The sequence below is a fragment of the Aestuariivirga sp. genome, from assembly GCF_020252395.1.
Classification (GTDB): domain Bacteria; phylum Pseudomonadota; class Alphaproteobacteria; order Rhizobiales; family Aestuariivirgaceae; genus Aestuariivirga.
The window spans coordinates 65,963-86,276 of record NZ_JADCDB010000006.1 but is presented as its reverse complement, the minus strand read 5'-3'; the positions used below and the strand labels follow the sequence as shown (position 1 = coordinate 86,276).

At 64.3% G+C, this 20,314-nt stretch carries 21 protein-coding genes; 14 read left to right on the top strand and 7 right to left on the bottom strand.

Going from position 1 to position 20,314, the window contains the following annotated elements:
* Positions 1-380: 380 nt before the first annotated feature.
* The gene (locus tag IOC82_RS05060) at positions 381-2,060 is read right to left on the bottom strand and encodes a formate--tetrahydrofolate ligase (protein WP_290545090.1); all 1,680 of its coding nucleotides are present in this window, start codon (positions 2,058-2,060) and stop codon (positions 381-383) included.
* A 240-nt stretch (positions 2,061-2,300) separates the two neighbouring features.
* Here IOC82_RS05060 and IOC82_RS05055 point away from each other — a divergent pair, with 240 nt between their 5' ends.
* Both IOC82_RS05055 and IOC82_RS05050 read left to right on the top strand, forming a co-directional pair.
* On the top strand, positions 2,301-3,878 hold the full coding sequence (locus IOC82_RS05055) for a gamma-glutamyltransferase family protein (RefSeq protein ID WP_290545089.1): 1,578 nt from the start codon (positions 2,301-2,303) through the stop codon (positions 3,876-3,878).
* Positions 3,879-4,121: 243 nt separating this feature from the next.
* Complete coding sequence (locus IOC82_RS05050; protein WP_290545088.1) at positions 4,122-5,978, top strand: EAL domain-containing protein; 1,857 nt, start codon at positions 4,122-4,124, stop codon at positions 5,976-5,978.
* A gap of 7 nt (positions 5,979-5,985) precedes the next feature.
* On the opposite strand, the gene phaR is transcribed toward IOC82_RS05050, so the two are convergent.
* Positions 5,986-6,594 (bottom strand): polyhydroxyalkanoate synthesis repressor PhaR, encoded by a 609-nt coding sequence (gene phaR / locus IOC82_RS05045; protein ID WP_290545087.1) that lies wholly within the window; start codon positions 6,592-6,594, stop codon positions 5,986-5,988.
* A 202-nt stretch (positions 6,595-6,796) separates the two neighbouring features.
* Here phaR and IOC82_RS05040 point away from each other — a divergent pair, with 202 nt between their 5' ends.
* From IOC82_RS05040 to IOC82_RS05010, 7 genes are all read left to right on the top strand, one after another.
* Complete coding sequence (locus IOC82_RS05040) at positions 6,797-7,981, top strand: acetyl-CoA C-acetyltransferase (RefSeq protein ID WP_290545086.1); 1,185 nt, start codon at positions 6,797-6,799, stop codon at positions 7,979-7,981.
* A gap of 63 nt (positions 7,982-8,044) precedes the next feature.
* Entirely contained in the window at positions 8,045-8,770 is a 726-nt protein-coding gene (gene phbB / locus IOC82_RS05035) for an acetoacetyl-CoA reductase (RefSeq protein ID WP_290545085.1), read from the top strand.
* 71 nt (positions 8,771-8,841) lie between these two features.
* Positions 8,842-9,441 (top strand): heme ABC exporter ATP-binding protein CcmA, encoded by a 600-nt coding sequence (gene ccmA, locus IOC82_RS05030; protein WP_290545084.1) that lies wholly within the window; start codon positions 8,842-8,844, stop codon positions 9,439-9,441.
* Complete coding sequence (gene ccmB, locus IOC82_RS05025; RefSeq protein ID WP_290545083.1) at positions 9,438-10,103, top strand: heme exporter protein CcmB; 666 nt, start codon at positions 9,438-9,440, stop codon at positions 10,101-10,103. Before ccmA ends, ccmB begins: the two co-directional genes overlap by 4 nt.
* Positions 10,104-10,129: 26 nt before the next feature.
* Positions 10,130-10,852: a heme ABC transporter permease gene (locus IOC82_RS05020; RefSeq protein ID WP_290545082.1), complete on the top strand. Its 723-nt coding sequence runs from the start codon at positions 10,130-10,132 to the stop codon at positions 10,850-10,852.
* The gene (gene ccmD / locus IOC82_RS05015) at positions 10,852-11,010 is read left to right on the top strand and encodes a heme exporter protein CcmD (protein WP_290545081.1); all 159 of its coding nucleotides are present in this window, start codon (positions 10,852-10,854) and stop codon (positions 11,008-11,010) included. The genes IOC82_RS05020 and ccmD overlap by 1 nt, the downstream gene beginning before the upstream one ends.
* Entirely contained in the window at positions 11,007-11,594 is a 588-nt protein-coding gene (locus tag IOC82_RS05010; RefSeq protein ID WP_290545080.1) for a DsbE family thiol:disulfide interchange protein, read from the top strand. The genes ccmD and IOC82_RS05010 overlap by 4 nt, the downstream gene beginning before the upstream one ends.
* A 10-nt stretch (positions 11,595-11,604) precedes the next feature.
* Here the strand turns inward: IOC82_RS05010 and IOC82_RS05005 are convergent, their stop codons facing one another.
* Positions 11,605-12,105, bottom strand: a complete 501-nt coding sequence (locus tag IOC82_RS05005; RefSeq protein ID WP_290545079.1) for a MarR family winged helix-turn-helix transcriptional regulator — start codon at positions 12,103-12,105, stop codon at positions 11,605-11,607.
* 241 nt (positions 12,106-12,346) lie between these two features.
* Here IOC82_RS05005 and IOC82_RS05000 point away from each other — a divergent pair, with 241 nt between their 5' ends.
* Positions 12,347-12,868, top strand: coding sequence for an NUDIX hydrolase (locus IOC82_RS05000; RefSeq protein WP_290545078.1), 522 nt, complete (start codon positions 12,347-12,349; stop codon positions 12,866-12,868).
* A 40-nt stretch (positions 12,869-12,908) separates the two neighbouring features.
* On the opposite strand, the gene IOC82_RS04995 is transcribed toward IOC82_RS05000, so the two are convergent.
* From IOC82_RS04995 to dapF, 4 genes are read right to left on the bottom strand one after another with little or no spacing between them, the layout of a single operon-like run.
* Positions 12,909-13,481 carry a septation protein A gene (locus tag IOC82_RS04995; protein ID WP_290545077.1) on the bottom strand — a complete coding sequence of 191 codons (573 nt, stop codon included), beginning with the start codon at positions 13,479-13,481 and terminating at the stop codon, positions 12,909-12,911.
* A complete protein-coding gene (gene ftsY / locus IOC82_RS04990; protein ID WP_290545076.1) occupies positions 13,478-14,581 on the bottom strand; it encodes a signal recognition particle-docking protein FtsY in 1,104 nt (367 codons plus the stop codon). Before ftsY ends, IOC82_RS04995 begins: the two co-directional genes overlap by 4 nt.
* Positions 14,578-15,828 (bottom strand): tRNA (N(6)-L-threonylcarbamoyladenosine(37)-C(2))-methylthiotransferase MtaB, encoded by a 1,251-nt coding sequence (gene mtaB / locus IOC82_RS04985; RefSeq protein ID WP_290545075.1) that lies wholly within the window; start codon positions 15,826-15,828, stop codon positions 14,578-14,580. The genes ftsY and mtaB overlap by 4 nt, the downstream gene beginning before the upstream one ends.
* A complete protein-coding gene (gene dapF, locus IOC82_RS04980; protein WP_290545074.1) occupies positions 15,828-16,685 on the bottom strand; it encodes a diaminopimelate epimerase in 858 nt (285 codons plus the stop codon). The genes mtaB and dapF overlap by 1 nt, the downstream gene beginning before the upstream one ends.
* Before the next feature lie 80 nt (positions 16,686-16,765).
* On the opposite strand from dapF, the gene aroE reads away from it, so the two are divergent.
* The 4 genes from aroE to IOC82_RS04960 all read left to right on the top strand — a co-directional run bounded on the left by aroE (position 16,766) and on the right by IOC82_RS04960 (position 20,309).
* Positions 16,766-17,617: a shikimate dehydrogenase gene (aroE, locus tag IOC82_RS04975; RefSeq protein WP_290545073.1), complete on the top strand. Its 852-nt coding sequence runs from the start codon at positions 16,766-16,768 to the stop codon at positions 17,615-17,617.
* Positions 17,618-17,777: 160 nt separating this feature from the next.
* A protein-coding gene (locus IOC82_RS04970; RefSeq protein WP_290545072.1) for an IS5 family transposase occupies positions 17,778-18,559 on the top strand; the annotation gives its coding sequence in 2 pieces (ribosomal slippage) (positions 17,778-18,117 and positions 18,117-18,559; 783 coding nt in all).
* A gap of 15 nt (positions 18,560-18,574) precedes the next feature.
* Complete coding sequence (locus tag IOC82_RS04965) at positions 18,575-19,351, top strand: DUF4239 domain-containing protein (RefSeq protein WP_290545071.1); 777 nt, start codon at positions 18,575-18,577, stop codon at positions 19,349-19,351.
* Between the two features lies 1 nt (position 19,352).
* A complete protein-coding gene (locus tag IOC82_RS04960; protein WP_290545070.1) occupies positions 19,353-20,309 on the top strand; it encodes an MBL fold metallo-hydrolase in 957 nt (318 codons plus the stop codon).
* Positions 20,310-20,314 lie beyond the last annotated feature (5 nt).

Sequence of the window (20,314 nt, the reverse complement as noted above, 5' to 3'; positions counted from 1 at the left end):
GACGCTCAGAACACGTTCACGCAGATCTTGAGAATAGGCAACTCCCATCGCAGGTCTCCATGCCGAATCAACATGAACACTGAATCACCAAACAGGCCCTAAGAAAATCCGCGATTCCGCTAAGCGTGAAAATGCTCTAGTAGTTCTGTTAGGCTGTCTCAAGCTTACTCTTCCGTCACGTTAGTGAATACGAAATGGTAACGTACAACCACATCAGTGACGTCTAGATTCAGACCGCATGCCTAAGGGCTTAGAACCATTGGGTTTTCCGTCACCCTAAAAGATTCTGAACTGCCGAAGGATTCTTCAGGGCGTCAATATCTAGTAGGTGAGACAAATCAGCGCATCATGGGTTCTCCATCGATTGAAATCGATCAAGGTCAGAACAGCCCTGCGATCTGGCCCTTGTCATCGAGCCCGATGACCTCGGCTGAGGGGATTTTGGGCAGGCCCGGCATGGTCATGATGTCGCCGCAGATGACCACGATGAACTCGGCACCCGCCGACAGGCGCACTTCGCGCACGGGGAGCACGTGATTGGTGGGGGCTCCTTTCAGGTTCGGATCGGTCGAGAAGGAGTATTGCGTCTTGGCCATGCAGATCGGGAACTTGCCGTAGCCCGCCGCTTCCCAGGCCTTGAGCTGGTCGCGCACCGATTTGTCGGCGACGACGTCATCCGCCCGGTAGACCTCGCGGGCGATGGTCTTGACCTTGTCGAACAGGCTCGCACCGTCCTCGTAGAGCGGCTTGAACTGCGCAGCCTTCTTGTCGGCGAGTTCGGCCACGTGCTTCGCGAGCGCCTCGGCGCCTTTGCCGCCTTCGGCCCAGTGGGTGCAGCGGAAGGCCTCGACGCCGTGAGTCTTGCAATAGTCGATCACCGCCTGGATCTCGGCATCGGTGTCCGAGACGAAGTGGTTGATGGCAACCGCGATCGGCACGCCGAACTTCTTCACGTTCTCGATATGGCGGCCGAGGTTGGCGAGACCCTTCTTGAGCACCTCGACGTTCTCGACTTTAAGCTCGTCCTTGGCGGCGCCACCATGCATCTTCAGTGCACGGACGGTTGCCACGATGACGGTGGCCGAGGGCGCAAGGCCCGCCTTGCGGCATTTGATGTCGAAGAACTTTTCCGCGCCCAGGTCGGCGCCGAAGCCCGCTTCGGTGACCACATAGTCGGCTAGCTTCAAGGCCGACCGGGTGGCCATCACCGAGTTGCAGCCATGGGCGATGTTGGCGAAGGGCCCGCCATGCACAAAGGCCGGGTTGTTCTCGAGCGTCTGGACGAGGTTGGGCTGCAGCGCGTCCTTCAGCAGCACCACCATGGCGCCCGGCGCCTTGAGGTCCTTCGCCAGCACCGGCGACTTGTCCTTCTTGTAGCCGATGACGATCTGGCCGATGCGGCGCTCGAGGTCGGCGATCGAGGTCGCGAGGCAGAGGATGGCCATGATCTCGGAGGCGACGGTGATGTCGAAGCCAGCTTCCCGCGGATAGCCGTTGGCAACGCCGCCCAGCGAGCAGACGATCTCGCGCAACGCGCGGTCGTTCATGTCCATGACGCGGCGCCAGGCGACGCGGCGGGTGTCGATCCCCAGCTCATTGCCCCAGTAGATGTGGTTGTCGATCATCGCGGAGAGCAGATTGTGCGCCGAGGTGATGGCGTGGAAATCCCCCGTGAAGTGCAGGTTGATGTCTTCCATCGGCACGATCTGGGCATAGCCGCCGCCGGCCGCACCGCCCTTCATGCCGAAGCAGGGGCCGAGCGAGGGTTCGCGCAGCGCCACCATGGCCTTCTTGCCGATGCGGTTGAGGCCGTCGCCGAGGCCCACCGTGGTGGTGGTCTTGCCTTCGCCGGCGGGGGTGGGGTTGATGGCGGTGACGAGGATGAGCTTGCCGTCCGGCTTCGACGACAGGCGGTCGATGTAGGAGAGCGCCACCTTGGCCTTGGTGTGGCCATAGGGGATCAGGTCCTTCTCGGGGATGCCGAGGCCCTTGCCGATCTCCATGATCGGCTTCATTTTCGCCTCGCGGGCAATTTCGATATCGCTCTTCACCGTGGCCATTCGTGCAGTTCCCTTGTGTGGATGAGATTTCCCAACAGTAAAAATACATTACTGCAGGGAAATGTCGATTGTCTTTTTGCCAGCCCCGCGGGGACTTCGGAAACAGGCCGGAAGCCTGAACCGGAGGCGCGGCAGTCATGTGAAGCCGTGTCTTGCTACAGGCTTTCCTGCCATGCGATGCCTTTTGCGACGCTTCCCGGAGTTTTCTTCCAGCGTCCTTCGGTTTCAGGATCATGACGCATGCGCAATTTTGAACGCCCCGGCCGTTCGGCAGCCTACGGCACAAACGGCATGGCCGCCACCTCCGCCCCGCTCGCGACTCTCGCCGCCATCGACACCCTGCGGGCGGGCGGCAATGCGGCGGATGCGGCGGTTGTGGCCTCTGCCGTGCTGTGCGTGGTGGAACCCGCCATGACCGGGGTGGGCGGCGACTGCTTCGCGCTCGTCGGCACGCCGGACGGCAAGGTCTCGGGTCTCAACGCCTCAGGCCGGTCTGGCCTAGCGGCGGACGCGGACTGGCTCAAGGCCTCGGGTCTCACCGGGATTGCGCTCCGCTCCATCCATGCCATCACCGTGCCGGGCGCCATCGACGGCTGGGATCAGCTGCTAAAGAAATTCGGCACCATGGATCTGGCCGAGGCGCTCAAACCCGCCATCCGGCTGGCCGAGGAGGGCGTGCCCGTCACACCCCGCGTCGCCCGGGACTGGCCGGAGGACACACCCTTGCTCGAAGCCGATGAAGGCGGCCGGATGCACTGCCTGAAGGATGGCCGCACGCCGGAGGTGGGCGAGGTCATGCGCTACCCTGCCCTCGCCCAGAGCATGCGCCTCATCGGCAAGGAGGGCCGTGACGCCTTCTACAAAGGCGCCATCGCGGAGGACATCGTGGCCACCGTACGCGCCAAGGGCTCGCTCCTCACCATGGAGGATCTTGCGGCGCATGAATCGACCTGGGTGAAGCCCATCTCCACCGAATTCGCCGGCCACGAGGTGCTGGAGATCCCGCCCTCGGGGCAGGGCCTCACGGCCCTCATCGCGCTCAATATCCTCTCGCAGTTCGGGCTGCGCCGCTTCGCGCCCGACTCCGTCGAGCGCCACCACCTCGAGATCGAGGCGATGAAACTCGCCTGGGAACTGAGGAACCGCCACATCGCCGACCCCGCCTTCCACGAGGCGCCGGTGGACGAACTGCTCTCGCCCGGAACCGCGCAGAAGCTTGCGGCGATGATCGACATGAACCGGGCGCTGAACATCGACACCGTCATGCGCAACTCCGGCACGGTCTGTCTCTCGGTGGTTGACGGGAAGCGCCTCGCTGTCTCCTTCATCAACTCGGTCTATGACGGCTTCGGCTCCTGCGTGGTGACGCCAAGGACGGGGATCGCGCTCCAGAACCGCGGCGCCTGCTTCGTGACGACGCCCTCCCACCCCAACTGCATCGGGCCGCGTAAGCGCCCGCTCCACACCATCATCCCCGCCATGGTGAAGAAGGATGGTCTGGTCGATATGAGCTATGGCGTGATGGGCGGCGACTACCAGCCCATGGGCCACATGACAGTCGCCGTGAATCGCTACGTTTATGGCATGGACCCGCAGGAGGCGATCGACTGGGCCCGCTACTTCCCCAAGGCGGGCCAGGTGCAGGTGGAGAGCACAGTTCCAGCCCATGTGAAGGAAGGCTTGATCGAAAAGGGCCACGCGCTGACCTCGCCGCCCGGACCCCTGGGCGGCGGCCAGGCCATCGCCATCGACCGCCGGAACGGCGTGCTGGTCGGCGGCTCCGACCCGCGCAAGGATGGGTTTGCGCTGGGATATTGAGACGTGGCGTCTTCTCCCGCTCCCGCTTCCGATTCCTCCGATGTCGGCACCCCAGCGAAAGCTGGGCCTGAGCTTTGGGCGCTTGCCACGGGAGAAGACGGGGGAAGAAAGCTGGGTGCCAGCTTTCGCTGGCATGACGGCACAGAGGGCGGCGCCGGGCCCAAAACTGCCGCTCGTCGTTAAGAATTGCTTTCTGTCTCTACCTTAGACTGGCAACCTCGAATCTTGGAGGGACAGAGCATCGTGGGCGATTTTTCCGGGCTGATGGACCGTGCGGCGGCAGATTCGGGGCTGGCGGCCTATCACTGGGACATTGCGCAGGATGTGATCTCCTGGTCGCCCTGGGCGGTGGAGGTGCTGGGCTGCGACCCCGAAACGGTGGCCACCGGCCGGCAGTTCGCAGCACTGCTCGACCCCGACAATCTCACCAGCCGCTATGACACTGTGATGCGCGGCGGCGAGCAGGACTCCGGCGGCGGCGTGTCCTTCCGCATCGAATACCGCTTCATGCCGCACGGGCGCACCGGGCGGGCCAGCCTGTGGCTGGAAGACCAGGGCCGCTGGCACGCGGGCCTCGACGGCCGGCCGGCCCATGTCTTCGGCACGCTGCGGCGGATCGACGAGCGCCACCGGCAGGACCAGCAGCTGAGCTACCTCGGCCATTGCGATGCCCTCACCGGCCTGATGAACCGCGGCCGCATGATGGAGTCGCTGGGCGGCTCCATGGCGGCGGCCGAGCGCGAGAGCTCCGCCTGCTCTTTCCTCGTCATCGCCATCACCAATCTCGCGGCCGTCAACGAGGCCTATGGCTTCGAGGTGGCGGACGAGGTGATCCTTGCGGTGGGCAAGCGGCTTGCCCGCGTCGCCCGAACGGGCGATGCCGTGGCGCGCTATTCAGGCTCCAAGTTCGGCATCGTGCTCAACAATTGCAGCCGCGAGGACCTGGCCGTCGCGGCCGAACGCTTCCTTGGCACGGCGCGCGAGAGCATGATCGAAACCGCGCACGGGCCGATCTGGGCGCTGTTGTCCGTCGGCGCCGTGGTGACGCCGCAGCATGCCGTCGGCCCCGCCATGGCCATTGCGCGGGCCGAAGAGGCCCTCACCCAGGCGAGAAAGCAGCCGGCCGGCGATGTCGTGATCTACGAACCCTCCGAGCAGCGCCGCAGCGAGCGCAGCGATAATGCGCGCCATGCCGCCGAGATCATCCGCTGCCTGAAGGAGAACCGCTTCCAGCTGGCCTACCAGCCCGTGGTCGATGGACAAACCGGCGAAGCGGCGTTTCACGAAGCGTTGCTGCGCATGACGAGCGACGATGGCCGCATCGTGCCAGCCGGACACCTGATCCCCGTGGCGGAGACGCTGGGCCTCGTCCGCCTCATCGACAAGGCGGTGGCGGAGATGGCGGTGGACATGCTCGTGCGGCACCCGGCGGCGGCGATTTCGCTCAACATGTCCGGCGCCACGGCAACTGACCCGCGCTGGTACCCCGAGATCGTGTCGGTCATCGCCAGGAACCGCGAGGTGGCGAACCGCTTGGTCGTCGAGATCACCGAGACCGTGGCGTTGGGCGACCTGAGCCACGTGATCCGTTTCGTCGAGGAGTTGCGCTTTCTGGGCTGCCGCGTGGCGATCGACGATTTCGGCGCGGGTTTTACCAGTTTCCGCAGTCTGAGGGCGCTCCCCGTCGAATACCTGAAGCTCGACGGCACCTTCTGCCGCGATCTCTCGCTCAACGACGAGAACCAGTACTATGTGCGCGCACTCATCGATCTCGCCCGCACCTTCGGCATCAAGACGGTGGCCGAATGGGTGGAGACCGAGGAGGACGCGCTGCTGCTGCGCCGCTGGGGCGTGGACCTGATGCAGGGCCGGCTCTTCGGCATGGCGGAACTGAGCCCGCCCTGGCCGGAGGAGGTGCCGGACGCGCGCCTCACCATTGCCGGCTTCGAGAAGGACCTCGAGGGCGAACTCGCCAAGCTGAGGCGCGCCATCACGCTTCTCGACCGCGCCTTCCCCGGCCGCGAGGAACCCTTGCGCCCGGCGGAGCCGAGCTTCGCCGACCTCGTCAGCGATACCGCGGCAAGACGCAGGGCGCGCTGAGCCGCAACTATTTGCTGGCGAGGGTGTCGAGCTTTTGCTGCATTGCGGCAAGCTGGTCCTTCAGTGCCTGCAGGTCATCCCGGGAGCCACCCGCCGAACCAGGCTGCTGCGGCTTGCCGGGAGCCGGAGCGCCCGGAACCGCGCCCCCCATGGCAGCGAAGGGGTTGAACACCTTCATCGCCTCGCTGAACATGGTCATGTTGCGCTGGGCATGGTCCTGCATCGACTTGAAGGCATCGCCGCCGCCCCAAGCCTCCAGCATCTGGGCGCGCAGTTTTTCCTGCTCCTTGCCTAGGTTTTCGAGCGAGAATTCAAGGAAGCCCGGCACGAAGGCCTGCATCGAGTCTCCATAGAAACGGATAAGCTGGCGCAGGAAGTTGATGGGCAGCAGGTTGGTGCCCTTGTTCTCTTCCTCGAAGATGATCTGGGTCAGCACCGAGCGGGTGATGTCCTCGCCCGTCTTTGCGTCATAGACTAGGAAATCGGTGCCCGACTTGACCATTGTGGAGAGGTCGTCGAGGGTGACATAGGTCGAGGTGGATGTATTGTAAAGCCGCCGGTTGGCGTATTTCTTGATGACCACGGCGCCTTGCGGCGCTGCTTTTTCTTCGCTCACCGGAACTCCTCCTGAATCCGTCTGGCCCATGCCGTTTCACCGGTCTCTGCTAGCCTCTCCCGTCGCAAAACCTTGCTCTCCGCACTGCACAATTGCAAGCGCAAAAAATATTTCCGCATTGCCACATTCGCGACCTATGTCGCATTGCACAAAGGGTGATATGGAGGGCATAACCCACGTCAAAGTAAGCAAGGAGGCATTCATGGCCGCAAATGGAAATGGGATTGTCATCGTATCGGCCGCGCGCACGCCGGTTGGTTCCTTCAACGGTTCGCTGTCCAGCGTTCCGGCCTCCTATCTGGGCACCGTCGCCCTGAAGGCCGCGATGGAGCGCGCCAAAGTGGAGGCGGCGGAAGTGGACGAGGTGATCCTCGGCCAAATCCTCACCGCCGCGCAGGGCCAGAACCCCGCCCGCCAGGCCTCGATCAATGCCGGCATCCCCAAGGAGACGCCGGCCTGGGGCATGAACCAGCTTTGCGGATCAGGCCTCCGCGCGGTAGCGCTGGGCATGCAGCAGATCCTGTCGGGCGATGCCAAGATCGTCGCCGCGGGCGGCCAGGAATCGATGAGCCGCGCGCCGCACGCCGCCTATCTGCGCGAGGGCGTGAAGATGGGCGACTATTCCATGGTCGACACCATGATCAAGGACGGGTTGTGGGATGCCTTCCACGGCTATCACATGGGAACCACCGCCGAGAACGTCGCCAGGCAGTGGCAGATCACCCGCGACATGCAGGACGAGTTCGCGGTGAAGAGCCAGAACAAGGCCGAGGCCGCTCAAGGCTCGGCCAAGTTCAAGGACGAGATCACCCCCGTGACCATCTCCACCCGCAAGGGCGACGTGGTGGTGGACCAGGACGAATACATCAAGAAGGGTGTGACCCTCGAGGGCGTGCAGAAGCTGAAGCCGGCCTTCGCCAAGGACGGCTCGGTGACCGCCGCCAATGCTTCCGGAATCAATGACGGCGCGGCCGTCGTGCTGCTGATGAGCGAGGCCGAAGCCAACCGCCGCGGCCTCAAGCCGCTTGCCCGCATCGCTTCGTGGGCATCGGTCGGTGTCGATCCGGCGATCATGGGCTCGGGCCCCATTCCCGCGTCACGCGCCGCGCTCAAGAAGGCCGGCTGGAACGTCCAGGACCTCGACCTCGTGGAGGCCAACGAGGCCTTCGCGGCGCAGGCCTGCGCCGTCAACAAGGACATGGGCTGGAACCCCGACATCGTGAACGTCAACGGCGGCGCCATCGCCATCGGTCATCCGGTGGGCGCCTCCGGAGCGCGCGTGCTGAACACGCTGCTCTTCGAGATGCAGCGCCGCAACGCCAAGAAGGGCCTCGCCACGCTGTGTATCGGCGGCGGTATGGGCATCGCCATGTGCGTCGAGCGCTAACCTGATCTTCCCCTCCCCACAAGGGGGAGGGCAACACAAATGATAATCACCGAGGAGAATACCATGGGACGGGTGGCAGTGGTGACCGGCGGCAGCCGTGGCATCGGGGCGGCGATTTCGAAGGCGCTGAAGGCGGCAGGCTACAAGGTGGCCGCCAATTATGCCGGCAATGACGAGGCCGCGGCCAAGTTCAAGGCCGAGACGGGCATTCCCGTCTACAAGTGGGACGTCTCGCACTATGAGGCCTGTGTGGCCGGCCTGAAGCAGGTCGAGGCCGATCTGGGTCCGGTCGAGGTGCTGGTCAACAATGCCGGCATCACCCGTGACGCCATGTTCCACAAGATGACCGCCCAGCAGTGGAACGAGGTGATCAACACCAACCTGAACTCGCTGTTCAACATGACCCAGCCGATCTGGGGCGGCATGCGTGACCGGAGCTTTGGCCGTGTCATCTGCATCTCTTCGATCAACGGCCAGAAGGGCCAGATGGGCCAGGCCAATTATTCCGCCGCCAAGGCAGGCGACCTGGGCTTCGTCAAGGCGCTGGCCCAGGAAGGGGCCGCCAAGGGCATCACCGTCAATGCGATCTGCCCGGGCTATATCGCCACCGAAATGGTCATGGCCATCGCGCAGGACGTTCGCGAAAAGCGCATCCTGCCGCTGATCCCGGTCGGCCGCCTCGGCGAGCCGGAGGAAATCGCCCGCGCCGTGGTGTTCCTCGCCTCGGATGATGCGGGCTTCATCACCGGCTCGACTATTTCCGCCAATGGCGGCCAGTACATGATCTGAGGCAAAGCCTCGTTCCGGCACGTCAGAAGCCCGCGCTTGACGCGGGCTTCTTCATTTCGGAACAAGGGTGGATGGAACTCAACGCCCAGGGCCTGACCTGCGAACGCGGCGGACGCATCGTCTTCCGTGACTTATCGCTGTCCTTGCGGCCCGGTCGGCTGATGCAGCTGACGGGGCCCAACGGCTCCGGCAAGTCCTCCCTGCTGCGCCTCATCGCAGGCCTCAACGAGTCCCAGACCGGCTCCGTAACCCTCGCCGGCGGATCCGAAGATCTCACCCTCGGCCAGCAGGCGCATTACGTGGCGCACCAGGAGCCGGTGAAGGGCGCCTTGAGCGTCTTCGAGAACTTGGCCTTCTGGCGCGACTTCTTCGGCGGCGGCGACGTCGACGAGGCGCTCGAAGCCTTCGATCTCTCGCGCCTCTCCGCCTATCCGGCAGGCCTGCTCTCTGCCGGACAGAAGCGCCGGCTTGCACTGGCTCGCCTCGTGCTCGTGCCGCGCGTGCTGTGGCTGCTCGACGAGCCGACGGTGGGACTCGACACCTCATCGCTCGCCCGCCTCGTGACTGTCATGGCGAAGCAACTCGACCAGGGCGGCATGATCATCGCCGCCACCCATGTGCCGCTGGGCCGCGAGCCTGATGTGCGCCTCGACCTTGGGGCAGCGGCATGAATCTTATCCTCGCCCTCATCAAGCGCGACCTCACACTCACGCTGCGGCAGGGCGGTGGCGCCGGCACGGCACTGGGCTTCTTCCTCTGCGTGGTGGTGCTGCTTCCCATCGGCATCGGGCCGGACCAGGCGCTGCTCGCCCGCATCGCACCCGGCGCGCTGTGGATCTCGCTTCTCCTCTCCGTGCTGCTCTCGGCCGACCGCATCTACCAGCAAGACTATGAGGACGGCTCGCTTGACGTCATGACCATGGGGCCGGTGCCCTTCGAGATCGTGGCGCTTGCCAAATCCGTGGCGCACTGGCTGTCGACCAGCCTGCCGCTGGCAATCGCCGCACCCATCCTTGGCTTCCTCGTCAATCTCGAACCGGCGGCCATCCTGCCGCTGGCCATCGCCATGGTGGTGGGCTCCATCGCGCTCTCGCTCATCGCCTCGATTGGCGCTGCCGTCACGGTAGGGTTGCGGCGCGGCGGGCTGCTCGTCTCGATCCTTGTGCTGCCACTCTATGTGCCGGTCCTGATCTTCGGGCTCTCCGCGAGCCAGCCCAATGCTGCACCCGGCCTCACCGCGGCCTCGCTCTTGATCCTGGTGGCCATCGCACTGGCCGGCCTCGTGGTTTCCCCCCTTGCCTCGGCTGCGGCACTGAGGTCCTATCTCAAGTGACCGGCGCGCATTAAATAAGCAGCATCATGCAGTTCCTTGCCAATCCCACCCGTTTCCTGAGGATCGCCAATGCGGTGCTGCCCTATGTGTGGGCGATCACCGTGGCGCTCTTCGCCGTCGGCCTCTATGGCGCACTGGTTACAGCTCCACCCGACTACCAGCAGGGCGAGACGGTGCGCATCATGTATGTCCATGTGCCAGCCGCCTGGATGGCGCTGTTCGTCTACACCGTGATGGCGCTGGCCAGCGCCGTCGCGGCGATCTTCCGCCACCCGCTGGCCGACGTTGCCGCCAAGACCGCCGCCCCCATCGGCGCGGTGTTCTGCTTCCTGTCGCTGGCCACCGGCTCGCTCTGGGGCAAGCCCATGTGGGGCGCCTGGTGGGTGTGGGACGCGCGCCTCACCTCCATGTTCGTCCTCATGCTGCTGTATATAGGCTACATGGCCATCTGGGCGGCGATCGAAGAGCCGCATAGGGCCGCCATGGTGGCGCGCGTGGTGGCGCTCGTCGGCTTCATCAACATCCCCATCGTCAAGTTCTCGGTCGACTGGTGGAACTCGCTGCACCAGCCGGCGAGCGTCTTCCGCATGGGCGGGCCCACCATCGCCGGCCCCATGCTGTGGCCGCTGCTGGTGATGGGCCTGGCCTACGCCCTCCTTTTCCTGGCACTGCACCTCACCGCCATGCGCGCCGAGATCGCGGCGCGCAAGATCCGCCAGATCCAGATTGCCGAGATCGGAGACCGCTGATGGATTTTTCCGCCAACCATATTGGCTTCGTCATCGCCTCTTATGCGCTGAGCGTCGTGTTTCTCGCCAGCCTCGTCATCACCACGCTGGGGCGCGACAGGAAACTCCGCGCTGAAGCCGAGCGGCTCGATACCCAACGGAAGAAGGCCCGCGCATGAGCACGACCGACAGCCCGGAGACGCGCTCACGCCTGTGGCTGGTGCTGCTGCCGGTCATCCTCTTTGCAGCCCTCGCGGCGCTCTTTTGGAAGGGCCTTTCCGGCACGCCGAATGAGATTCCCTCAGCGCTCATCAACAAGCCGGTTCCGGATTTCGTGCTGAACCCGGTTGACGGCATGAACTTGCCGGGCTTCGCCGGCGAGGACCTGAAGAAGGGCAAGGTGACGGTCGTCAACGTCTGGGCCTCCTGGTGCGCGCCCTGCCGCATCGAGCACCCGCTGCTCGCTGAACTCGCCAAGCGGCCGGACATTCAGCTCTTCGGCATGAACTACAAGGATGAACCGCAGAATGCGGTGGAGTTCCTCAATACGCTGGGCCAGCCTTTCGCCGCCATCGGCATGGACCGCGACGGCCGTACCGCCATCGACTTCGGCGTCTATGGCGTGCCCGAAACCTTCATCGTCGATGGCCAGGGCATGATCCGCTACAAGCACATAGGCCCGCTCACCGCGGAGACGATCGCGCAAGAAATGGCGCGCGAGATCGAGAAGGCCAGGACGCCGCTGACGGCAAACGGCTCGTGAGCTTCGGAAATCAGGCCCGCTTGCGGGTCTTGATCTTGCGGGCGGGCTTGGCCGGTTCCTTTTCCTCGATGCGGTCCATCTCGGCGGCGAGCACGGCCAGATTGTCGATGAAGGACTTGCGGTCGGAAGACGGGATGAGGGAGAGCAGCTGCTTGTCCACCTCGTCGGCCCCCGGCTGGGCCATCTTCAGCATCTTCTTGCCCACCGTGGTGATGCGGATCGCATTGGTGCGGCCGTCGTCCTTGGTGCGCTTGCGCTGGAGATAGCCTTGGGCCAGCAGGCGGGCCACGAGATCGGCCAGCGTCGAACGGTCGATACCGGTGAGCTTCACGAGCTCGGTCTGGCTCTTGCCGTCATTGGCATCGACGGCAAGCAGAACCGTGAACTGGCGTTGCGTGAGGCCGGACTTGCCGACCTCGCCCATGTAGATGAGGTTGGAGTATTGCGCCGCCCGCTTCAACAGGTGGGATGGCGAACGCGAGAACTGCTTCACATCCTTGGTTGTTGTCATGCGCCCCGTCTCCTGCCCCGCGTGCCAGAGGTCACTGCCCGCGGCTTCGCGAAAAACTCTGCGCCATCTCTGGCCTGATCGATGCTCAACAGCGTGGGGACCCACCCCAGCGGAGCCGCGAACAAGTAGCGGCTCGGATTTTGCGCTGCAAGCAAAAAGCGGCGTGAAAAAATCCGTGAATGCTCTTTGCCCAAAATCGAGTTAAGATGATCCGCACACAGATTTCAACACTTGACAAGCGATGGCCATTCAGACTCAGAGCCCCGGCTTCCGCCGTAAAGTTCCCGTTGGCGACAGCCATGAAAGAGACGTCTGCGACACCTGCGGCTTCGTCAATTACGTGAACCCGAAGATCGTGACGGGTTCCATCGTGCGCCATGGCGGCAAGATCATGCTGTGCCGCCGCGCCATCGAACCGCGTGCCGGATTCTGGACCCTGCCCGCGGGCTTCATGGAGCTTGGCGAGACGGCGGAACAGGCCGCCATGCGCGAAGCGCGCGAGGAGGCCAATGCGGCGATCGTCATCGACCGCCTGCTCGCCGTCTACACGATTCCGCGCATCGCGCAGGTGCAGATCATGTATCTCGCACATCTGGCGGAGCCTTCCTTTTCGCCAGGCCCCGAAAGCCTCGAGGTGATGATGGTGGGCTGGGACGGCATCCCGTGGGAGGAGATCGCCTTCCCCTCGGTGACCTGGGCGCTGGAACAATATCTCAGCGTGGAAGGCGTTGCGGACTTCGCGCCATTTTCCAATCCGGCCTGAACGTCCTCTCCCCGCTTCAGCGGGAGAAGACGCTTAAGGATCAACCCTTCTCGTCCTCGATCATGTGCTTCGACATGAAGGGCGCATTGGCGATGGCGAAGACCAAGGTGATTGGCAGCAGGCCGAAGACCTTGAAGTTCACCCACTGGTCGGTGGTGAAGTTGCGCCATACCACTTCGTTCAACGCCGCGAGGAACAGGAAGAACAGGCCCCAGCGGATCGACAGCGTGCGCCAGGCGGCCTCAGTCAGCTTCACCGCCTCGCCCATGATCAGCTTCAGGTAGCTTCGCCCGAAGGCCACGCCCCCCAGCAGCACCACGCCGAACAGCGCATTGATGAGCGTGACCTTCACCTTGATGAAGAGCTCGCTGTGCAGCCACAGCGTGAGGGCGCCGAAGAGGGCGACGAAGATGGCGGAGACCAGCGGCACCATCGCGAGCTTGCGGGTGAGCACCCATGAGGCGGTCAGTGCAATGGCAGTCGCCACCATGAAGATGCCCGTACCCCAGAAGATGCCGGCCTTCCAGTTAGCGATGAAGAAGCAGACAAGCGGCCCCATCTCGATCAGGAGCTTGGCGCCCTGGCCCATCTTCGGTGTCGAGGTGAAGCTCATGCTTCCTCCAATCCGGCAATGGCGCGCGCGAAGCCTTCGGCGTCGAAGGGCTGCAGGTCCTCGATCGATTCACCCACGCCAATGGCATGGACCGGAATTTTGAATTTTTCGGCGATGGCCACCAGGATGCCGCCCCGCGCCGTGCCGTCGAGCTTGGTCATGATGAGTCCGGTGACACCCGCCACCTTGGTGAAGATCTCGGCCTGGGCCATGGCGTTCTGCCCGGTCGTCGCATCGAGCACGAGGAGCACCGCATGCGGCGCCCCCTCGTCCTGCTTCTTGATGACACGCACGATCTTGTCGAGCTCGTCCATCAGGTACTGTTTGTTCTGAAGGCGGCCCGCCGTGTCGATAAACAGGATGTCGGCGCCATCGGCCCTGGCCTCGGCGATGGCGTCGAAGGCAAGCCCCGAGGCATCGGCCCCGGTGGGCCTGGACATGACCTTGGCCCCGATCCGCCCACCCCAGACATTGAGCTGCTCGATGGCCGCCGCGCGGAACGTGTCGCACGCGGCGAACATCACTTTGTAGCCTTCGCCGCGCGCAATCGCGCCCAGCTTGCCGATGGTGGTAGTCTTGCCCGCGCCATTGACGCCGACGACAAGGATGATGAAAGGCTTCTGCGCCGCGCTGAAGCTGAACGGCGCCTCGACGGGCTTCAGGACCTTCGAGACCTCGGAGGCGAGGATGCGCTTCACCTCCTCCGGGTCGATCACCTTGTCATAGCGGCCCGACGAGACTTGCCCGACGATGCGCTCCGCCATGGGTAGGCCGAGATCGGCCTGCAGCAGCACGTCCTCCAACTCCTGCAGCGTCGCCTTGTCGAGCTTCTTCTTGGTGAAGATCGAGGTGATGGAGCCGGTGATCGAGCGCGAGGACTTGGACAGGCCTTCCGACAGCCGCGAGAACCAGCCGCGGCGCTCGGGTTGGGGCTGCGGCTCGGGTTCCGGTGCGGGGGCGGGCACAGGGGCTTCGGCAACGAGCGGAACATCCGCTCCGATCGCCGCGGCAAGGTCCTCGACGCGCTCCTCGGCAGCAGGCGGCGCGGCCTGCTCCTCCTTCGGCGAGGAGCGGTTGAACAGCTTCCGGAAGAAACTCATGCGGCGAGCCTAGCCTCGAGATGGGTTGGGCCGCGCCCGGTGACCTGCGCCCTGACGATGGCGCCGGGCGCCATGCGGGAGGAGAACTTCACCTGCGCGAAATGCTCGGTGCGCCCCATGGCCTCGGTCTCGACGAGAACCTGCCGCGTGGCGCCGACTTCGGAAGCGAGGAACCGGTCGAGCCGCTGCTCGCCCTTGGCCCGCAGCAGCGCGGCGCGCTCCTTGATCACCTGCTTCTCGAGCTGCGGCATGCGCGCGGCCGGCGTGCCGGGGCGCGGGGAGAAGGGGAAGACGTGGAGATAGGTGAGGCCGCAATCATCGACGATCCCGAGCGAGTTCGCGAACATCTCGTCCGTCTCGGTGGGAAACCCCGCGATGATGTCAGCCCCGAAGACGATGCCGGGGCGGCGCGCGCGGAGTTCCGCGCAGAAGGCAATCGAGTCCTCCCGCGCATGGCGGCGCTTCATGCGCCTCAGGATCATGTTGTCGCCGGACTGCAGCGAGAGGTGGATATGCGGCATCACCCGCTCCTCGCCCGCGATCACGTCCATGAGTTCGGGATCGGCCTCGATCGAGTCGATGGAGGAGAGCCGAAGCCGCCTCAGCTCCGGCACGGTCTTCAGAATGCGTTTGGCAAGACTGCCCAGCTTCGGCGCGCCTTCAAGGTCGGCCCCCCAAGAGGTGAGATCGACGCCGGTCAGCACCACTTCCGAATAGCCGCTGCCCACGAGCCGGCGCACCTGCTCTACCACGTCGCCCGCCTGCAGCGAGCGCGAATTGCCGCGGCCAAAGGGAATGATGCAGAAGGTGCAGCGGTGGTCGCAGCCATTCTGCACCTGCACGAAGGCCCGGGTGCGCTCCTTGAGGCCATCGACGAGGTGCGGCTTGGCAGTTTTCACCTCCATGATGTCGGAGACGGAGACACGCGCATTGGCGCCATGCTGCCAGTTTGCGAGCGTCAGCTTTTCCTCGTTTCCCATAACGCGGGAGACTTCCGGCATCCTGGCGAACATGCCGGGGTCGGTCTGCGCCGCGCAGCCTGTTGCGATGATCTCGGCATCGGGGTTCTCGGCCCTGGCCTTGCGGATTGCCTGCCTGGCCTGCCGCGTGGCCTCCGCCGTTACCGCGCAGGTATTGAACACGATGGCGTTGGACTCTCCCGCGGCCTCGGCATGTTTCCGCATCACCTCGGTCTCATAGGTGTTGAGGCGGCAACCGAAGGTGACGAACCTGGGCTTGCCCATCATCACACCGCCAGATGTGGCGGAAGATCGCCTTCGAACTCATAGGCCACCGGGCCGGTCATGATAACGTGCCCGTCGCGCTCGCGGATTTCCATGAAGAGATCGCCGCCCGGCAGCGTGATGGCCGCCTTGGCGTCGAGCCGCTTCAACCGATAGCCCGCCGCCATCACCGCGCAGGCGGCCGTGCCGCAGGCCTTGGTGAGGCCCACACCGCGCTCCCACACCTTGATGACCACGCGGGCGCGGTCATCGATGCGGGCCAGTGTGATGTTGGCGCGCTTGGGGAACAGCGGGTGGTGCTCCAGCATTGGGCCAACCTTGGCGAGGTCGATGACGTCGAGGTCCTTCACCCAGAAAATGCAGTGCGGGTTGCCGACGTTCACCACGGAAGGACGGTCGATCAGCGGCGCCTCGACCGGGCCGACGTGCAGGTCGATGTAGCGCGTGTCATGGAACTTCTCCGACAGCGGAATGTCCTGCCAGCCGAAGCGGGGGGCGCCCATGTCGACCGTAACCAGCCGGTCCCCGCCCTTTTCGGCGACGAGGAAGCCGCCCTTGGTGTCGATGGTGGCGCGCGAGGCCTTCTTCTCGTCGAAGAGAATGTCGGCGATGCAGCGCGTGGCATTGCCGCAAGCTTCCACCTCGCCGCCCTCATTGTTCCAGATGCGCATGGTGACGTCGGCTTTCTTCGACGGCTCCAGCACGATAAGCTGGTCGCAGCCGATGCCGGTGTTGCGGTCGGCGATGGCGCGGGCCTTAGCCTCGTCCATAGCGATCACTTGCTGGCGCGCGTCGAAAACGACGAAGTCGTTCCCGAGCCCGTTCATCTTGCGGAAATGCAGCGGCGCGCCTTGGGTCATGAGAGGGCTTATATGGGAAAAGCCTTGAGGATTGCTAGACCGCCGATAGGTGATAGCTTGCGGCACAACGGGAGGACGGAATGGCAAAATGGGATTTCACGAGCGAACTGGTGGGCTCCTTCTCGGAAGGCTCCAACGGCAACCCCACCGTCGCCATGATCGAGGCGGCCTTCCGCCACCATGGCCTCAAATGGCGCTACATAAATTGCGAGGTGCCGCCCGGCAGGCTGGCAGACGCCGTGAAGGGGGCCCGCGCCATGGGCTGGAAGGGCTTCAACCTGTCAATCCCGCACAAGGTGGCGGTGATCCAGCACTTGGACGGGCTGGGCGAGAGTGCGGCCATCATGGGGGCGGTCAACTGCGTGGTGAACCGCGGTGGCAAGCTCATCGGCGAGAACACCGACGGCAAGGGCTTCCTCAAGTCGCTGACGGAGGTGGTGGACCCGAAGGGCAAGGCCATCGTCATGTTCGGGGCGGGCGGTGCGGCCCGGGCGATCGGCGTGGAACTGGCGCTCGCCGGGGCGAAGTCGCTCACCATCGTCAACCGCTCAGCGGGGCGTGCCGAGCCGCTGGTGAAGCTGTTGAACGAAAAGACGAAAGCGCCCGCCACCCTGGTGGTATGGCCCACGCACTACCGGGTGCCGGAGGGTACCGGCATCGTGGTCAACGCCACCTCGATCGGGCTCGGCGACGGCAATGAACCGCTGGATGTGGACCTCGCCTCGCTGAAGCCTGGCATGGTGGTGGCCGACGTCATCGTCGACCCGCCGGACACGAGGTTCCTGAGGGATGCCAAGGCCCAGGGCTGCACCGTGATCGACGGGCTGGGCATGCTGGTGAACCAGGGGGTGATCGGGGTGAAGTACTGGACCGGGCTGGATTTTGACCCCAGCGTAATGCGGCGGGAGCTGGAGGGGATTTTCGGAGCTTGATCAGCTGCATACCGCCCCATGATGCCGTCACCCCAGCGAAAGCTAGGGCCCAGCTTTGGTGGAGTTCCTAACGATTGCTTCTTGCCTAGGCGGTGTTGACAAATTGGATTCACAAATCATGTGATTTCTGATTCAAGGCTGTTCTTTGCGGAGAACAGCGATGGTTCGCGGGTTGATGTCGGACAAGGAATGGGCGTTTTTCGAGCCATTTGCCATCGAGAGGGGACCGAGGCGTGGACGACCTCCAGGCGATCATCGACTGATGCTCGATGGCGTGTTTTGGATCGCCAGGACAGGCGCGCCTTGGCGGGATTTACCCGAGCAGTTTGGCAAGTGGGGTTCCGTCTACCGTCAGTTCCGCCTCTGGTCTGTCGCCGGGATTTGGGATGCGATGCCGGAGGCGTTGAATGCGAGCGGCACGGCGCCAAGCAGCGTCCAGATGATCGGCTCCACCATCGTCCGCGTCCACCAGCACGCATCGGGCGCAACAAGGGGGCTCATCAAGAGAGTATTGGGCGCTCGCGAGGCGGCCAGACGGCCAAAATCAATCTGAGAACCAATTCTATTGGCCTGCCCATCGCGGTCATTTTGTCCAGCGGCGAAACATCGGATTACAAAGGGTATAAGCCCTTGATGTTGGAACCGGGACCAAAGCAAGAGGCGTTGATCGCCGGCAGGGGCTACGATAGCGATGCCATCCGCGAGGATATGATCGCCAGAGAGGCGAAGCCAGTCATTCCAATGCGCCGGAACCGGAAGGCACAAGACGCAGTCGACAGCGCAATCTACGCACTCAGGAACCTGATCGAGCGCTGCTTCAACAAACTCAAGAACTCCCGCAGGCTTGCAACGCGATATGACGAGACAACAGAAAGCTATCTCGGTCTCGTTCTCATCGCCTCGGCACGCCTCTGGTGCAGACACTTTGTCAACACGACCTAGCGAAAGAACGCAAGGATGCCGCCAGAATTCATCTATTCTCTTCCGCCTGCGGGCATCTTTGCCACCGTGTTGCTGGTGGCCGGCCTGGCGGCCGCCACCATGCATACCATCTTCTTCCTGCCGGGCCTGCGCGAGCTTGGCCAGCATCTTACGTTGGTGACGCCAGCCATCCTCGCCATCTGCGGCACGGTGTTCGGCCTCTCCGTCACCTTCCTCGCCAATTCGGTGTGGAACACCGAGGACAAGGCGCGTGCAACGGTCAACGCCGAGGCGCGCAGCGTCGCCATCATGGAGAATTACATTGAAGCGATGACGGGGCCCTCGCGCAACGGGCTCTACAAACTGCTCGGCGACTACGGCGCGGCAGTGAAGGAGGAATGGCCGGTGATGGCGGAGACCGGCGCCTCGGGCAAGGCGGAGCAGGCGTTGCGCAGCATCTATGACGCTCTCATCAAGGGCTTTGCCCAGGGCGAGCAGAACCGCGTTGTGCAGCAGCGCATGCTGGCGGCCATGGACCAGCTGTCGGAAGCGCGCCAGGAGCGGCTGTCGATGGCGCAGAACGTCGTGAGCCCTGGGCAATGGGTGCTGGTGATCGGCCTCGGCCTGTTGTTGCTGCTGGTTGCCGCGGGCGCGCATGCGCGGTCCCCCGTCTCGAGGATTCTGGCGCTCGGCGTGCTGACGCTTGCCATCGCCATCACGCTGTTCGTCATCGTTCAGCACGACAGGCCCTTCTCCGGCGATGCCGCGATCTCGCCGGGGCCGATCCTGTGGGCGACCGGCGCGGAGATGTGAGGTGGTGAGGATCGTCCATGATGGCCGGCGCTATATGCTCGAGGGCCACCGCCGAGAGGGCTCGTTCCTTGACGTGCTGAAGTGGCAGATGGTGGGAAACCGCGCCCGTTGGCCCCGGCGCGTCCGCAACCGCAGCTTTCCACCGCCGCCGCGGCGCGTCGACGGTGACGCGCTCAAGGCCACCTGGATCGGGCACTCGACGGTGCTGCTGCAGACCCGGGGGCTGAACATCCTGACCGATCCCTTTCTGTCGTCACGGGCGAGCCCGGTGCCCTTTGCGGGGCCCAGGCGCGTGCGGCCTGCGGCACTCAAGGCGGAGACGCTGCCGCCCATCGACCTGATCCTGCTGAGCCATAATCACTATGACCATATGGACCTTCCGGCGCTGCGCCGCCTCGCAAGGCGCCATCAGGCCCATGTGGTGACGCCGCACGGCAATGCGCGCTGGGTGATAAGCGCTTCGCCCGCCTTCACAATCGACGAGCTGGGCTGGGGCGGCATGGTGGAGCACAAAGGCTTGCGCGTTCACTTAACCCCCGCGCTGCACTGGTCGAAGCGTGGCCTGTTCGATGCCAACACCGCATTGTGGGGCGCCTTCGTGGTGGAGACGCCGGGCGGCTTCCTCTATTTCGCGGCCGACACCGGCTTCGGCTCGGGGTCGACATTCGCGGACGTGCGCCAGCGTTTCGGCGCGCCGCGCCTGTCGCTGCTGCCCATCGGCGCCTATGAGCCGCGCTGGTTCATGCATCCGCAGCACATGAATCCGGACGAAGCGGTGAAGGCCCACAAACTGCTCGGCGCGCGCGCCAGCCTCGCCATCCACCACGGCACCATCCAGCTCACCGACGAGGCCATTGACGCGCCGGTGGCCGCGCTGACGGACGCACTGAGGCAACATTCCGTTGACCCCGCATCCTTCCTTGTGCCTGATGCGGGCGAAACGCTGGACATTGACTGAGGACG